This is a genomic window from Micromonospora sp. DT48 (assembly GCF_049844495.1).
Classification (GTDB): Bacteria; Actinomycetota; Actinomycetes; order Mycobacteriales; family Micromonosporaceae; genus Micromonospora.
Genome location: NZ_JBNCLE010000007.1, coordinates 1 through 15729, shown reverse-complemented (window position 1 = coordinate 15729; position 15729 = coordinate 1). Strand labels below are relative to the sequence as shown.

The 15729-nt window shown below is 71.1% G+C and carries 13 protein-coding genes and 1 riboswitch; of the genes, 9 read left to right on the top strand and 4 right to left on the bottom strand.

Features of this window, described 5'->3' with window-relative positions:
- From ACLQ2S_RS08200 to ACLQ2S_RS08165, 8 genes are all read left to right on the top strand, one after another.
- Positions 1-1170 (top strand): ATP-grasp domain-containing protein, encoded by a 1170-nt coding sequence (locus ACLQ2S_RS08200; RefSeq protein WP_155216995.1) that lies wholly within the window; start codon positions 1-3, stop codon positions 1168-1170.
- On the top strand, positions 1167-2789 hold the full coding sequence (locus ACLQ2S_RS08195; RefSeq protein WP_425701442.1) for an IucA/IucC family protein: 1623 nt from the start codon (positions 1167-1169) through the stop codon (positions 2787-2789). Before ACLQ2S_RS08200 ends, ACLQ2S_RS08195 begins: the two co-directional genes overlap by 4 nt.
- Positions 2786-4417: an IucA/IucC family protein gene (locus ACLQ2S_RS08190; RefSeq protein WP_425701441.1), complete on the top strand. Its 1632-nt coding sequence runs from the start codon at positions 2786-2788 to the stop codon at positions 4415-4417. Before ACLQ2S_RS08195 ends, ACLQ2S_RS08190 begins: the two co-directional genes overlap by 4 nt.
- A complete protein-coding gene (locus ACLQ2S_RS08185; RefSeq protein WP_309223033.1) occupies positions 4414-5541 on the top strand; it encodes an alanine racemase in 1128 nt (375 codons plus the stop codon). The genes ACLQ2S_RS08190 and ACLQ2S_RS08185 overlap by 4 nt, the downstream gene beginning before the upstream one ends.
- Before the next feature lie 122 nt (positions 5542-5663).
- Positions 5664-6761: a FecCD family ABC transporter permease gene (locus ACLQ2S_RS08180; RefSeq protein ID WP_155216677.1), complete on the top strand. Its 1098-nt coding sequence runs from the start codon at positions 5664-5666 to the stop codon at positions 6759-6761.
- A gap of 23 nt (positions 6762-6784) precedes the next feature.
- Positions 6785-7771: an ABC transporter substrate-binding protein gene (locus ACLQ2S_RS08175; protein ID WP_155216679.1), complete on the top strand. Its 987-nt coding sequence runs from the start codon at positions 6785-6787 to the stop codon at positions 7769-7771.
- Positions 7768-8553, top strand: coding sequence for an ABC transporter ATP-binding protein (locus tag ACLQ2S_RS08170; protein WP_155216682.1), 786 nt, complete (start codon positions 7768-7770; stop codon positions 8551-8553). Before ACLQ2S_RS08175 ends, ACLQ2S_RS08170 begins: the two co-directional genes overlap by 4 nt.
- Entirely contained in the window at positions 8550-9266 is a 717-nt protein-coding gene (locus ACLQ2S_RS08165; RefSeq protein WP_155216684.1) for a class I SAM-dependent methyltransferase, read from the top strand. The genes ACLQ2S_RS08170 and ACLQ2S_RS08165 overlap by 4 nt, the downstream gene beginning before the upstream one ends.
- A gap of 59 nt (positions 9267-9325) precedes the next feature.
- On the opposite strand, the gene ACLQ2S_RS08160 is transcribed toward ACLQ2S_RS08165, so the two are convergent.
- From ACLQ2S_RS08160 to ACLQ2S_RS08145, 4 genes are all read right to left on the bottom strand, one after another.
- Positions 9326-10366 (bottom strand): ribonucleotide-diphosphate reductase subunit beta, encoded by a 1041-nt coding sequence (locus ACLQ2S_RS08160; protein WP_155216686.1) that lies wholly within the window; start codon positions 10364-10366, stop codon positions 9326-9328.
- Entirely contained in the window at positions 10357-12717 is a 2361-nt protein-coding gene (locus ACLQ2S_RS08155) for a ribonucleoside-diphosphate reductase subunit alpha (RefSeq protein ID WP_155217003.1), read from the bottom strand. Before ACLQ2S_RS08155 ends, ACLQ2S_RS08160 begins: the two co-directional genes overlap by 10 nt.
- A gap of 143 nt (positions 12718-12860) precedes the next feature.
- Positions 12861-13065: riboswitch (cobalamin riboswitch) on the bottom strand.
- 62 nt (positions 13066-13127) lie between these two features.
- Entirely contained in the window at positions 13128-13268 is a 141-nt protein-coding gene (locus ACLQ2S_RS08150) for a hypothetical protein (protein ID WP_155216688.1), read from the bottom strand.
- A gap of 124 nt (positions 13269-13392) precedes the next feature.
- Positions 13393-14535 (bottom strand): helix-turn-helix domain-containing protein, encoded by a 1143-nt coding sequence (locus tag ACLQ2S_RS08145; RefSeq protein ID WP_425701440.1) that lies wholly within the window; start codon positions 14533-14535, stop codon positions 13393-13395.
- Positions 14536-14932: 397 nt separating this feature from the next.
- On the opposite strand from ACLQ2S_RS08145, the gene ACLQ2S_RS08140 reads away from it, so the two are divergent.
- Complete coding sequence (locus tag ACLQ2S_RS08140) at positions 14933-15652, top strand: hypothetical protein (protein ID WP_155216692.1); 720 nt, start codon at positions 14933-14935, stop codon at positions 15650-15652.
- Positions 15653-15729 lie beyond the last annotated feature (77 nt).

Below are 15729 nucleotides of genomic sequence, written 5' to 3'. Positions count from 1 at the left end.
ATGCTGTACCTGACCGCCCTCAACCCGACCGACTCCGTGCGGGACGGCCTGCTGCCCGCCGCCGCTGCCCTCGGCCTGCCGGTGACCGTGCTGACCGACCGCCCCGACGACTGGCCCGAGACGGCGCCGGTGCGGGGCTGCGCGGTGCGGGATCCACACGCTGTCGCCGAGGCGGTGCGGGACGGGCCCGCACCGGCGGGTCTGTTGTCCAACAGCGACCACCTCCAGGCCGCGACCGCGCTCGCCGCCCGCCACCTCGGTCTGCCCGGTAAGGACCCCGAGGCGGCACGGCGCTGCAAGGACAAGGCCGCCACCCGCCGGGCCGTCGCCGACGCCGGTCTCGACGCGGTACGCGCTCGGCTGCTCGCCCCGGACCGGCCAGCGGCGTTCGACGTCTTCCCCGCCGTGGTCAAGCCCCGGGACGGGGTCGCCAGCGAGGACGCCTACCTGGTGGCCGACGAGGCGGACCTGGCCCGGCGGGTGACCGAGATCCGCGGTCGCCGACCGGACGCGTCACTGGTGGTGGAGGAGTACCTGCCCGGGGACGTCCGCACCCACGACACCCTCGGCGACGCCGAGACGATGACCGTGCTCGGCGGCTGGCGTACCACCCTCGGGCCGCCGCCCACCTTCACCGAGCTGTGTCTGGAGTGGGCACCGACACCACCGGCGACGGCCGACGCGCTCCGGGCCCAACTGGACGCGCTGGGCGTACGCTTCGGCGCCTGTCACACCGAGTTCGTCGTACACCGGGACCGGCCCCGCCTCATCGAGGTCAACGACCGGCTGATCGGTGACCGGATGGACCTCATCCTCGCCGAGCTGCTCGGGGTGCCGCTGTTCGAGTACGTCATCCGGCTGCACCTCGGTGAGCCGGTGGCCGACCTCCACCTGCCCGACCCGGCGACGATCGGACAGACCGCCCGGGTCGAGTACGTCTGCGCCGACCGGGGCGGCACGCTCGTCGCCGCTCCCGGGCCCGTCGACACCGTACGCGACGGGGTGCGGCTCGGCTGCCGTCCGTTGCGGACGGTCGGGACCACCGCCGAGCGGACCGGCACCAACCGCGACTACCTGGCCGTCCTGCACGCCATCGGACCGGACCCGGTCGCCGTCGGCCGCGCGCTGGTCGAGTTCCGCGCGGAACTCGACTGGGTGATCGCCGCGTGAGCGACCCGGTCGAGCAGGAGCTGTTCCGCCGGGTGGTGGACGCGTTGCTGCGCGAGGACCACCTGGGCCTGGGCAGCGGCGGCGGCCCCGACGGTCCCGGCTGGTGGCAGGCCCCGCACCGGGGCGGCCGGTTACGCCTCCCGGTGCGTCCGGACGGCTTCCAGCACGCCGTACGGCTCGCCCGCGCCGAGCTGTACGTGCATCCGCCCGCACCGGCGGCGGCCCGCCGGGTCGGCACGCTGGCGCAGCTGTTGGAGCTGCTCGCGCCGCACGGCGACGCCGACGCCGAGCAGGGCTGGCGCGCCTTCACCGACGAGTGCCGGCAGGATCTGCTCGCCCGGCGGCTGGCCACGACCACCCGGTCCGGCGTCTACGCGCGGGTCGCCGCCGCCCGGGTCGGCACGCCGACCGGCTTCGCCGGCGCGCTGCTCGACGACGTGCTGGCCGCCCACGTCGGCCACGCCGTCTACCCCACCGACCGGTGCCGGCACGGCCTGGACGACGCCGACCTGCTCCGGTACGCGCCGGAACACGCCACCAGGTTCGCCCTGCGCTGGCTGCCCGTACCGGCTCGGACGCTGCGGCTGACCGGGCGGCTGCCCGCCTGGTGGCCGCCGCCACGCCGGGCCGGGGAGGTGCTGCTGCCGGTGCATCCGCTCACCGCCGACCGGCTGGACCTGCCGGTGCTGGACCGACCGGGCAGCCTCGTGCGGCCCACCCTGTCGATGCGGACCGTCGCCCTGGACAGCGATCCGACGACCCACCTGAAGCTGCCGCTGGCCACCGCGAGCCTGGGGGCCCGCAACCGCCGCACCCTCGCGCCCGACTCGCTGTGCGACGGCGCGGCCGTGGCCGGGCTGCTCGGCGGTATCGCCGCGGAACAGCCCCGCTTCGCCGACCGGATCATCCACGCCGACGAGAGCACCTTCGGTCACTGCGACGACGAGCTGCGCTCCTTCCTGCTGCGCCGACTGCCCACCGGGCTGGACCGGGCCACCGTGGTGCCGGTGGCCGCGCTCGCCGCGCCGGATCCCACCACCGGCACGGTCGCCCAACGGATCGGCGGCACGAACCCGACCCCGCTGCTGGAGTCCTACCTGGACCTCCTGCTCGACTGGCACGTGTGCCTGTGGTTACGGTACGGAGTGGCGTTGGAAGCACACCCGCAGAACATCCACCTGGTACTGCCGGTCGACGGCCCGGTCCGGCTGCTGTACAAGGACAACGACGGTGCCCGGCTCGACCGTCGGCACGCGGACACGCTCCGGCTGCGCGACCAGCGGATGTGGATCCGCCACCCCGGGGAGCTGGCCGACATGTTCGTCACGATCACCCTTCACCTGGCGGCGGCGGCACCCCTGCTCGCCCTGGCGGAGCAGGGTGTCGCCGTGCCCTCACCCGCCGAGGCGCTCGCCTCCCGGCTACGCGACGCCCGCGACCGGTGGGGCGACACACCGGCCGCACGGGATCTCGTCGACCGCGTGCTGACCGCCGACCGGCTGCCGGTCAAGGCGATGCTCACCGCCGGCACGCTGCTGCCCAAGCACCGGCTCGGCTGCACCGACGTGAACAAGTACTACCGCCGCACCGGACCCAACTACCTGCGGAGCGCCGCGTGAGCCCGCGTACGGCCGAACCGGCCACCCGGCCCGCGGAACGGGTCGCCGACCTGGCCGCCGCGCACGCCCTGCTCTCCTGCTACCTGCGGGAGGTGGCCGCGCCCGACGGCGTCGCCGAGATCGCCGGCACGGTCCTGCGGATCCGGTTGCCGCACCTCGGGTTGACGCTGGCCTGCCGACTCGCCCGGGTCTCCCCGGTGCTGGCGCACCGCTACGCCGGACCGGTCCGCTGCCGACCGACAGAGGACAGCTCGCTTCGTCCGGGTCCCCCGCCCCCGTCGGGCAGCGACACACCTGTCGACGGTGCGCAGCTGGCCCGGCTGCTCGCCGCCGAGTTGACCGCCCGCACCGGGCAGGCCAACGACGAGTTCGTCGAGCAGGTGCTCGGCAGCCGGGACGCGCTGGCCACCCTGCTGCGGCGACGCCCGACCGACGACCCCACCCCGACCGGCGACCCGGTGGTGGACGGCTACGTCGACTCCGAACAGTCCCTGGTGCACGGGCACCCACACCACCCCAGTCCGAAGTGGCGCAGTGGCGATCCGGCGAGTTGGCATCGCTACGCCCCGGAGCTGCGCAGCTCCTTCCGGCTCTGCTGGCTCGCCGTGCCCGACGAGCTGGTGGCCGACGACGGCCCCTTCGACGCGTTGATCGCGCGGCTCGATCCGCCGGACGCGCCATCCGGGCACCAGCTGCTGCCGGTGCACCCGTGGCAGTTGTCGCTGATGCCGCCGACCGACCCGAGGCTGCGCCGGCTGGGTCCGGCCGGGGTGCCGATCCGGCCCACCGCCAGCGTCCGGACGCTCTACGCCCCGTCGGTGGACCTGTTCCTCAAGACCAGCCTGCACGTACGCATCACCAACTGCCTGCGCAAGAACGCCCGTTACGAGCTGACCGGCGCGGTGGCGCTGACCCGCTTCCTGTCCACCGTGCCGCTTCCCGCCCGGGTCGGGCTGCTCCGCGAGCCCGGCTACCGCACCGTCGATCTGCCGGGCGCGGACGAGGCGTACGGCACGATCCTGCGCACCGGCATCCGCGAACACCTGCGGCCGGGTGAACGGGTGGTGATGGCCGCCGCGCTTGCCGCCGCGCCGTTGACCGTGCCGGACCCGCTCGACTGGTGGCACGCCTACCTCGACCTGCTCGTCCCCACCGTCCTGCGGCTGTGGCTCGGTCACGGCGTGGTACACGAGGCGCACCCGCAGAACGTGCTGGTCGTCCTGGACCCCGACGGCCGTCCGGTGCGTCTGGTACTGCGTGACCTGGAGGGCCTGAAGCTGGATCCCGCCCGGTTGGCGGCCTGGCCCGACCGGGTTCCCCGGCAGGCCGCCTACACTCCCGCGCAGGCGGCCCAACGCGTCGTCTACTGCCTGTTCGTCAACCATCTCGCCGGTCTCGCCGGTGCGCTCGCCGACGGTCATCCCGGCATCGAGTCCCGGCTGTGGCGGGCGGTACGGCGAGCCGTCGAGGCGACGTACGCGGACCTGGGCGAGCCGGCCGAGCTGACCCCGCTGCTCGACGGCACCCCGCTCGCCGCCAAGGCGAACCTGCTGGTCCGCTGGCACCGGGCGGCCGACCAGCAGGCACCCTACGTCGCGGTGCCCAACCCGCTGGGGGGTGCCCGGTGACCGGACCGACCTACGTCTACGACCTCGCCGCCCTGGCCACCCACGCCGCCGCCGTCCGGGCGGCCCTGCCGGAACGGGTCGAGCTGCTCTACGCGGTCAAGGCCAATCCCGACCCGGAGCTGCTGCGTACCCTCGCGCCCACCGTCGACGGGTTCGAGGCCGCCAGCCGAGGCGAACTGCGGCACCTGGCGTCCGTGCTGCCCGATCGTCGGGTGGCCGCCTTCGCCGGGCCGGGCAAGACCGACGCGGATCTGGCGGCGGCGTTGGCCGCCGACGTGGCCCGGATCCACGTCGAGTCCGCCGCCGAACTGCACCGGCTGGCCGCCCTGGCGCGGGCCGCCGGGCGTACCGTCGACGTGCTGTTACGGGTGAACCTGCCGGTCGCGACGCCGGGAGCGGTGCTGGTGATGGGCGGGCAGCCGAGCCCGTTCGGGATGGACCCGCAGGAGGCGGTCCGGCTCGCCGCCGATCCGCCGGAAGGCGTCCGGGTCCGGGGCGTGCACGCCCACCTGGCCAGCGGGCTCGACGCGGTGACCGCCGCCTCGGTGGCGCGCGAGGTGACCGACTGGGCGGTACGGCAGGTCGGGGCCGAGGAGGTCAACGTCGGCGGTGGCATGGCCGTCGACTACCGCCGTCCGGAGCACCGCTTCGACTGGGCGGGCTATGGTCGGCTGCTCCGCGAGGTGACCGACGCCCACCCGACGGTCCGGCTCCGGATCGAGCCCGGCCGCGCGGTGGCGGTGTACTGCGGGTCGTACCTCACCGAGGTGATCGACGTGAAGCGGTCCCAGGGGCGGTGGTTCGTCGTCGTCGCCGGTGGCACCCACCAGCTGCGCACCCCGGCGGCGAAGGGGCACTCGCAGCCGTACGTGGTGGTGCCTCAAGGTGGTGCCGGGCCGCGTACCGACGGCGGCCCGGTCACCGTCGTCGGTCAGCTCTGCACACCGAAGGACGTCCTCGCGTACACCAGCGACGGCCCGACCATCGCGGTCGGCGACGTGCTGGTGTTCGCGATGGCCGGCGCCTACGCGTGGAACATCAGCCACCGCGACTTCCTCATGCACGATCCACCCGAGTTCCGGGTCGGAGATCCACTCGCCGTCGCCCACGACTGGGGTCGCTAGCGCGCAGGGGTACTGATGCCGCTTGACCGGCGTCGCCGTGAAGAACGCCTCATCCGCTTTCCGCTGCCCTGATCTTGCTGCTAGCTTCTTGCCATAGTTTTGCAAGAGCTAGGGGAGTGCAAATGGGTGCGGCGACTTCCACCGCCCTGCCCACGGGCCGGCCGGATCTGCTCGGCGTGGCGGCACAGCGCCGCCGCACCGGCAGCTGGCTGGTCACCCTGACCGTCGCGCTGGTCCTCACCGTGGTGGTCGCCGTCGGCTCCGGCTCGATCGGCATCCCGCCCACCACGGTAGCCAAGATCATTGGGCACCATCTGGTCGGCCTGCCCGCCGAGGTGACCTGGACACCGCCGCAGGAGGCCATCGTCTGGCAGGTACGCCTGCCCCGGGTGCTGCTCGGCGTGCTCGTCGGCGCCGGGCTGGCCGCGTGCGGGGTGGCGTTGCAGGCCATGGTCCGCAACGTGCTGGCCGACCCGTACCTGCTGGGTATCAACTCCGGGGCCTCCAGCGGGGCCGCCGCCGCCATCCTGTTCGGCGCGGGCGCCGGCTTCGGCCAGTACGCCCTGTCCAGCAGCGCCTTCCTCGGCGCGCTCGGCGCGTCGCTGCTGGTGTTCCTGATCGCCCGCAGTGGTGGACGGGTGACCTCGATCCGGCTGCTGCTCTCCGGCGTCGCCGTCGGATACGCCCTCTACGCCACCACCAGCTTCCTGATCTTCGCCTCGGGGTCCGCCGAGGGGGCCCGTTCGGTGATGTTCTGGCTCCTCGGCTCCCTCGGGCTGGCCCGGTGGAACGTCCTGCTGCTGATCGCCGCGGTCGTGCTGTGCGGCATGATCGGCTACCTGACCGTCGTCGGGCGACGGCTCGACGTGCTGGCCATCGGTGACGAGACGGCACAGACCCTCGGTGTCTCACCCGACCGGTTCCGGCTCCGGCTGCTCGTGCTGGTCTCGCTCAGCGTCGGCGTGCTGGTCTCCGCCGCCGGCAGCATCGGCTTCGTCGGTCTCGTCGTACCGCACCTGGCCCGCCGGATCGTCGGCGCCCCACACGTCCGCGTGGTGCCGGTGGCCGCGTTGCTCGGCGCCATCCTGCTGGTCTGGGCCGACGTGCTCGCCCGGGTGCTGCTGGCCCCCCAGGAGATCCCGATCGGCATCATCACCGCCCTGCTCGGGGCCCCGTTCCTGCTGATCCTGATCCGTCGTCTGCACGCCACCGGCAGCTGAACGCCATGAGCCGAGGAGCATCGATGAAGGCAACCCGACTCGCCGTCACCGCGACCGTGTCCGCCCTGGCGCTGCTGGTCGCCGCCTGTGGTGGTGCCGCCGAGGAGCCGACCGCGACCGGCCCGGGATATCCGGTCACCGTCACCAACTGCGGCGCGGAGGTGACCTTCCGCTCCGCGCCGGAACGGGTCGTCCTGCTCAAGAGCGCGGCCGTGCCCTACCTGCACGCGCTCGGCGTGTTGGACCGGGTCACCGCCCGCGCCGGGCAGTACCCGAAGGAGTACTACGACGCCGAGACCCTCGCCGCGCTGGACCGGATCCCACTGCTGACCGACAAGATCGACACCAGTGGCCACCTCCAGATCTCCAAGGAGGTGGTGATCAGCCAGGAGCCCGACCTGGTGCTCGGCGAGGTGGACAGCCTCTCCCGCGACTCCCTCTCGGCGGTGGGCATCCCGCTGCTCGAAGAGCCCGCCATGTGCCCGAACAGCACCGGCACCCCCAGCTTCGACGACATCTACCGGCAGCTGGAGACCTACGGTCGGGTGTTCGGCCGCGAGGCCGAGGCGGCCACGGCCGTCGACGCGCTGCGGGACCGGATGACCACGATCCAGGCAGCGGCGGGTACGGCGTCCGGCCGTACCGCGGCGGTGCTCTACCCGACGGTCGGCGGCGGCACCACGTACGCGTACGGCTCCACCAGCATGGCCCACCCGCAGCTGGCGGCGGCCGGTTTCCGCAACGTCTTCGGCGACACCTCGGAACGCGTCTTCGAGGTCACCGTCGAGGAACTGCTCGGCCGTAACCCGGACGTGCTGATCCTGCTCCACAGCGACGGCGATCCCGCGGCGGTCGAGCAGGCCCTGACCGGTCTTCCGGGGGCCGAGAAGCTCAACGCGGTCCGCGACGGGGCGGTGATGACCCAGCTGTTCAACTTCACCGAGCCGCCGACCCCGTTGTCGATCGACGGCCTGGAGCGGATCGTGCAGCGGTTCGGGACCGACTCATGATCGAGGCGACCCAGGTTTCCTGGCGCTACGGCGCCAACCCGGTCATCGACGGGGTCAGTGTGACCGCGCGCCCCGGCCGCGTCCTCGGACTGATCGGCCCCAACGGCAGCGGCAAGACCACGCTGCTGCGGCTGCTCTACGGCGCGCTGCGCGGCGGCACCGGGCGGGTCGTCGTGGACGGCGACGACCTGGCCGCACTGCCGTCCCGCCAGGCGGCGCGCCGCCTGGCGGTGGTCGTGCAGGAGTCCGGCGGCGAGACCGCCCTCACCGTGGCGGAACTGGTGCTGCTGGGGCGGGGCCCACACCTGAACACCTTCCAGCGCACCGGTGCGGCCGACCATCTGATCGCCGCGCAGTGCCTGGCCCGCGTCGGTGCCGCCCACCTGGGGTCGCGCCCGTTCGCCGGTCTCTCCGGCGGCGAACGGCAGCGGGTGCTCATCGCCCGGGCGCTGGCGCAGCAGGCCACCCACCTGCTGCTCGACGAGCCCACCAACCACCTCGACATCCGCTATCAGCACGAGATCCTGCGCCTGGTACGCGACCTCGGCACCTGCGCCGTCGTCGTGCTGCACGACCTGAACCTCGCCGCCCGCTACTGCGACGACCTGGTGCTGCTCGGCCGGGGCGGGGTCGCCGCCGCCGGCACCACCGACGAGGTCCTGGACCCCGCCGTCCTCGAACCCGTCTACGGCATCGGCATCCAGCGTCTCGACCTCGACGGCGCCATACACCTGCTGTACCACCCGGTGCACCAGCCCGTCCCCGAAAGGAGCGCCGCATGAGCGAGCGCAATCGGAGAGCCGACACCCAGGATCGGATCAACTCGTACTGGACCGAGCGGGCACCCGGCTACGACGAGTACCAGCAGCGTCCCGACCGGCTGGCCGAGGACACGCGGGCCTGGGCGCAGGTCTGGGCGCAGGCGTTGCCTCCGGCACCGCTGGAGGTGCTCGACGTCGGCACCGGCACCGGGCAGGTCGCCATGGTGCTGGCCGGTCTCGGCCACCGGGTCACCGGCATCGACCTGGCCGAGGGCATGTTGGAACGGGCCCGCCAACACGCCGCCACCGTCGCCCACGGCCCGGTCATCCGCCCCGGCGACGCGGTGCACCCGGACTTCCCACCCGCCAGCTTCGACGCCGTGGTCAGCCGCTATCTCATGTGGACGCTGCGGGAGCCGGAGACCGCGGTGGCGAACTGGGTCCGCCTGCTGCGCCCCGGCGGCACGGTGGCCGTGGTCGACTCCACCTGGTTCCCCGACGGCCTGGACAACGCCTCGGAGAACTTCGCCGACCACTACGACAGTCAGGTCCGGGCGGCGTTGCCGCTGGCCACCGCGACCTCCATCGACCAGACCGTGGCCGTGCTCGAACGGGCGGGGCTGACCGGGGTCACCGCCACGCCGCTGACGTCGATCTTCGAACTGGACCGGCGTTTCGGTGTCGCCCCGAACCACGAGCACCGGATGCAGTACCTCATCTCCGGCCGGGCCTGAGCAGGCCGTCGGCCCGGCGGGGATCATCAGGATCGCCCGCCGGGCCGGGAGGCGGCCCGTCAGAAGTCGTCGTCGAAGGCGACCGTGCCGGAGACACCCACCTGGTAGGCCGACACCCGCCGTTCGAAGAAGTTGGACAACTCCTGCACGTCCTGCAACTCCATGAAGGCGAACGGGTTCGTCGACCCGTACAGCGGCTCGATGCCCAACTGCGCCAACCGGCGGTCGGCGACGTGTTGGAGGTACGCGCGCATGTCCGCCAGCGGGAGCCCGGAGACGCCCTGTTCGAGCAGGTCGGCGGCGAACTGCACCTCGCACTCGACGGCTTCGGCGAGCATGTCGCGGACCTGCCGCTCCAGGTCGGCGTCGAACAGGTCCGGCTCCTCGGCGCGTACGGTGTCGACCACGTCGAAGGCGAAGGCCATGTGCATCGACTCGTCCCGGAACACCCAGTTGGTGCCCGAGGCCAGCCCATGCAGCAGGCCCCGGGAGCGCAGGAAGTACACGTAGGCGAAGGCGCCGTAGAAGAACAGCCCTTCGATGCAGGCGGCGAAGCAGATCAGGTTCAGCAGGAACGCCCGCCGGTCCTCCCGGGTCCTCAGCTCCCGTAGCTCGAAGATGGAGTCGATCCACCTGAAGCAGAACTCGGCCTTGCGGGCGATCGACGGGATGTTCTCCACCGCCGCGAACGCCGCGAACCGTTCCCGCTCGTCCGGCACGTAGGTGTCGAGGAGGTTCAGGTAGAACTGGACGTGCACCGCCTCCTCGAACAGTTGCCGCGACAGGTAGAGCCGCCCCTCCGGGGAGTTGACGTGCTGGTAGAGGTTGAGCACCAGGTTGTTGGCGACGATGGTGTCGCCGGTGGCGAAGAACGCGACGAGCCGGGACACCAGGTGCTGCTCCGCCGGGGAGAGCTTGGCCAGGTCGGCCAGGTCGGAGTGCAGGTCGACCTCCTCGACGGTCCAGGTGTTGCGGATCGCGTCTTTGAACCGGTCGAAGAACTGCGGGTAGCGCATCGGCCGCAGGGTCAGGTCCATACCGGGGTCGAGCAGCATCTGCCGCTTGTCGGTGCTGGTCTCGGAAACGGTGGTCACTGGCATGCCTCGCAGGTCTCGGGGTTCTCCAGGGAGCAGGCCAGTGCCTCGTCATCGCTGACCGCGACGGTCGGGGTGATCGCGACAGTGGCCTGCTGGATGCGGGTCGCGGGACGCGAGCGCAGGTAGTAGGTGGTCTTGAGCCCGGACTTCCAGGCGTACAGGTACATCGAGGAGAGCTTGCCGATGGTCGGCGCGCTCAGGAACAGGTTCAGCGACTGCGACTGGTCGACGAAGGGGGCACGGGCGGCGGCCAGGTCGATCAGCGCCCGCTGCGGCAGCTCCCACGCCGTCCGGAACAGCTCCCGCACGTCGGCCGGCAGCTCGGCGATGCCCTGCACCGACCCGTCGGCCCGTTTGACCTGCTCCCGGATCGCCGCCGTCCACAGTCCGCGTGCCTTCAGCTCCCGGACCAGGTAGGTGTTGACCTGAAGGAACTCCCCCGACATCGTCTCGCGTTTGAACAGGTTGGACACCTGCGGCTCGACGCACTCGTAGCAGCCGGCGATGGACGCGATCGTCGCGGTCGGCGCGATCGCGACCAGCAGCGAGTTGCGCAGGCCGTGGCGGGCGACGCGCTCCCGCAACACGGTCCACCGCCACGTCTGCGTCACCTGCGCACCCCACAGGTCCGGATGCAACTCACCCTTCGCGGCCCGGGTTTCGGCGTACGCGGGATGCGGGCCGAACCGTTCGGCGAGCCCGGCCGAGGTCTCCAGGGCGGTCAGCAGGATCTCCTCCTGCACCCGGGTCGACAGCTCCCGCGCCCGCACCGAGTCGAACGGCATACGCAGGGTGAAGAACGCGTCCTGCAAACCCATCAGGCCGAGCCCGACCGGACGCCAGCGCGGGTTCGACACCGCCGCCTGCTCGGTTGGGTAGTAGTTGATGTCGATCACCCGGTCCAGGAACACCACCGCTGTGCGTACCGTGGCGCGCAGCCGCTCCCAGTCGACGCCGTCGGCGGTGACGTGCGCGGCCAGGTTGACCGACCCCAGGTTGCACACGGCCGTCTCGGTGTCGCTGTTGACCTCGAGGATCTCGGTGCACAGGTTCGACAGGTGGATCGTGTTGCCCGGCGCGCCGGTCTGGTTGGACAGCCGGTTCGCCGCGTCCTTGAACGTCATCCACCCGTTGCCGGTCTGCGCGAGCGTACGCATCATCCGCCCGTACAGGTCGCGGGCCCGGACCGTCCGGACGGCCTTGCACTCCGCTGCCCGGTACGCCTCGTCGAACGCCGCACCGAACAGGTCCGGCAGCTCGGGTGCGTCAGAAGGGTCGATCAGCGACCAGTCCGCGTCCGCCTCCACCCGCCGCATGAACTCGTCCGGGATCCAGTTGGCCAGGTTCAGGTTGTGGGTACGCCGGGACTCCTCCCCCGTGTTGTCCCGCAGCTCCAGGAACTCCTCGACGTCCGGATGCCACGGTTCCAGGTACACGCAGGCCGCGCCCTTACGACGGCCGCCCTGGTTGACCGCCGCCACCCCCGCGTCGAGGGTCTTGAGGAACGGCACGATGCCGTTCGACAGGCCGTTCGTCCCCCGGATCAGCGCACCGCGACCCCGGACCCTCGACCAGGCGATGCCGATGCCGCCGGAGTACTTCGACAGCCTCGCCACCTGGTGGTACCGCTCGTAGATCGAGTCGAGTTCGTCGCGCGGCGAGTCGACCAGGAAACACGACGACATCTGGGTGTGCCGGGTTCCCGAGTTGAACAGGGTCGGCGAACTCGGCAGGTATGCCAGGCTGGACATCAGCCGGTAGAACCCGATCGCCTCGCCGGGCGTCTGCGACAGCCCACACGCGACCCGCAGCAGCCAGTACTGCGGCGTCTCCACCACCAGCCGGGTCTGCGGATGCCGCAGCAGGTACCGGTCCGCGACCGTGCGCAGCCCGAAGTACTCGAACCGCAGGTCACCATCCGGGTCGACGGCGTCGTCCAACTCGCGGGCGTGACCGGCCACGAACGTCGCCGTCGTCTCCCCGATCAGCCCCAGGTCGTACGCGTACCGGATGGACCGGCTGAAGCCGTCCACCCGTTGTCCACGGACCTCGGCGTCCACGTACGCGGCCAGCAGCCGGGCCGCCAGCTTCGAGTACTGCGGCTCCGTACCGATCAACTCGGCTGCCGTCTGGATGGACAGCTTGTCCACCTCGGCGGCGGTGGCACCGTCGTACAGCCCACTGATGGTCTTCGTGGCCACCCGCAGCGGGTCGACCTGGTCGAGATCGCCCACCCACCGCGTCACCGCCCGGACGATCGTGTCGACGTCCACCACCTCCGTGGCGCCGTCGCGTCTGCGGACCTGCCTGACCTGCCGGTGCCGCTGCGACACATCCGCGTCGGAGCCCGGCATCTCCCGCACGACCGTCACGTCTCTCTCCTCGCGCCGTCTGCTGAGGGCCTCGGACACGCGAGAGGACGCCACGGGATCCGCGCAGCAGGCACGGCCCGTTCCTGGCGTCGGCCGTCCCGCGCGGCCTACGGCCGCCGCCCACGGATGTGGACGGCGTGCTGGCAGGTCTTCGGACTCGTGGGCGTGCTCGCGCGCTCCTACTGGCCGTCGCTTCCCAGGCCGGAGCCCAGTGCTGTGTGACGGCTGTCGTTCCCACTCACCGCTGCGGGGCAGTCCCGGATTCGCACCGGGTTCCCTCTTGCCTCGGCCGCCCCGGATGGGCGCCGAACCAGCTACAGGTGACACCATATATGGGCCACCCACGAAAGCAAGACACCAGATGATGTGCCGGCGTGTCGGTCACGCCTCGGTCATGCCGGCCACCGGCCGTTGCGCCGGGCCTGGTCGAGCAGGCGTTGCCGGGCGGCCTCCTGCTCGACGGTCTCCCGCCACTGTCCGCTGTCAACCAGCGGCTCGGCCGCCGCCGCAGCCGCCACCAGAACCTGCGCCACCTGCTCACGCCACCACCTCCACCAGGTCGAGAAAGGGGGTGACGGCGCTGCACGGGGGAACACCACCGCCACCCTCGAACATCGTGCGATGGCGGTGTCCGCCCAGGTCAGAGGCGCGTGTCCGCTACGGGTTGACGGACACGCCCACGTCGCGGACAACTGCGTCGATCTGCTCGGCCAAGCGTCGTGACGCCGTCGACACCGCGATGGACCGGGCCCGCTCCAGCACCTGCAACGCCGAACCGCTGTCCCCGGCCCGGCCGTGGGCGATGGCAAGGTGCACGAGGTGCCGGCCATGCCAGTCGGCATTCTCGGCCGTCTCGTCCACCCCGGCCGTGCCGACGGTCAACAGCTCGATGGCCCGGTCGTTGGCCCGCGCTTCCCGTTCACCCAGGTACCGCCACACGATGCCCTGCTGTACCGCATAGAAGGCCGGGGTGTACCAGTACCCCCACGCGGGTAGCGGCGTCTCTGCCGCCTCGGTGGCCAGGTCGACGGCCTGCGTCAGCATCTGTCGCACCTCGGTCGGCGACGCACCGGCCATGGCCAGCCCACGTGCCTCCTGACCGGCGGAGTACGCGCGCAACGCCGGGTTGGCGCGCGGGTCCTCCCGAGCGGCCCGGGACAGCCCGATCATCTCCGCCAGGTCACCGCGACCCTCCGCCCGGTGCCCCTGGAAGGACAGCACGGTCGCCGTAAGGTCAGCGTTGCCGGCCTCGGTGGACCATTGCAGACTGCGGCCCAGCCACACACGCGCCGTCCGGTCGTCGCCGTTGGCGATACCGAGCCAACCGGCGAACTGCGCCCACTGCGCGGCCATGTCGACCACCGCTGGCCGAACCTGGTGACCAACCTCGCGCAGCAGCGAAACGATCGTGTCGAGTTGGACACGCACGGGCGGAAGCACGGCGGCGGAACCGATGGAGTCCTCCAGCCGCCGGTATCCGGCGAGCACCTCACCCAAGGCGCGTACCCCCGTCAGGTCGACACGGCCCGGATGCACGGCGAGGAAGGCGACCCGCCGGCCACCGTCGGGAACGTCGACGACCATGGCGGCGAGCGCACCACCGGCAGCCAACGCGTCATCGAGGCGGGCGGCGATGTCGACGGCCGGCCGGGTCCGCCCTGTTTCCAGCTGATGGATAACACTCTTGCCATGGTTCACCGCAGCGGCCAGTTGGCGCAGCGACACGCCCCGCTCACGGCGCAGCCGGGCCAGCTCAGCCGGGAAACGCGGGTCTACGATGGTGTGTGCGCGTGGTGGCATAGCGTCGCTCCCGGGCAGCGGACCATGATCGGCCTACCAGCCTCCACACCGGCGGGCCGTCACACATTCCCCCATCATCCCCTGCAACCCGTGGATATCCGTTGTGGTCGTCGCGGTTGTTCACCCAACCCTGCCGGGCCGTACCACTCAGGACCGAGACCAAGGGGGACGTCTATGATTCCCGTCGGCCGTCCATGACGGGCTTACGAGACGCCCTTCAGGTAGCGGCTAACAACGCCTCCCAGCCCTCGTTCGAAGAGTGGGAGCTGGGAGACCCCGGGATACACGCAAATGGGGCAATGGGTGCCCTGCGCAATGCGAGAACCGGTGTACCGCCAGACGTCATCTATGCTCGCTCGTATTTCCTGCAACTGCCGAGCGGTGGAGAGGGAGAGCAATGTCGGACTGGGCGGACTGGCTGGAACGGGCGTCCTGGATTGCCGCGATAATAGGTCTGCTAGTCACTGTCATCGTGGCGGTGCAAGCGTCGAACATCTCCGCCCGAACGAAGGCGACGCTGGAAGTAGCGAGGCCCTTTGTCCGCGCGTTGGCGCTCTCCCTGGACAAGCCAGAAATCATGGCAGCATACGAATCCGAGTGTACGACCGCCAAAGATGTCCTGCGCAAGAAAACGCGCCGCAGGCTCGGTACGGCAGGAGTGATACTTGGCTTCGCAGCATCATCTGTCACCGCCGCCCTACTTCTTTCCCAGATTCCTCCGGCTCACAGTCGCACCGAGATCCGGTTCTCCATCGGCAATGCGGCACAGCAGGAATGCACGACCACGGGTCTCAATCTCGCAACGCGTACTACATGCACCAACCGCTGGTTCCTGGACTCGCCAGGCCAGACGATCCAGGCACAGGCCACCCTTTCCGGTCCGGCACGCCAGAGAGATCTGAGCATCGCCGTTAGTGGCTGTTCGGACCGCGCGCAGGTCCGGTGGGAGCTTCTCGCCGATGGCGAAGCTCTCGGCAACGGCACTGCCGGTTCCGGGCACCAGAAACAGGAACTACGCGTACCTCAGGGCAAGTCATCGCTCACCATTCAAGCCGAACGGATCGACGATAATTCGTGCTCCGCAGAACTCGTCGTCGATGCCGTCCAATGGCCCTAACTTGATCTTTAACCTGTGCGGCGTGGCCGGGGATTGGTCGATTTCTTCTGGGAAGAGGTTGTCTTCCCGGTCGCGCT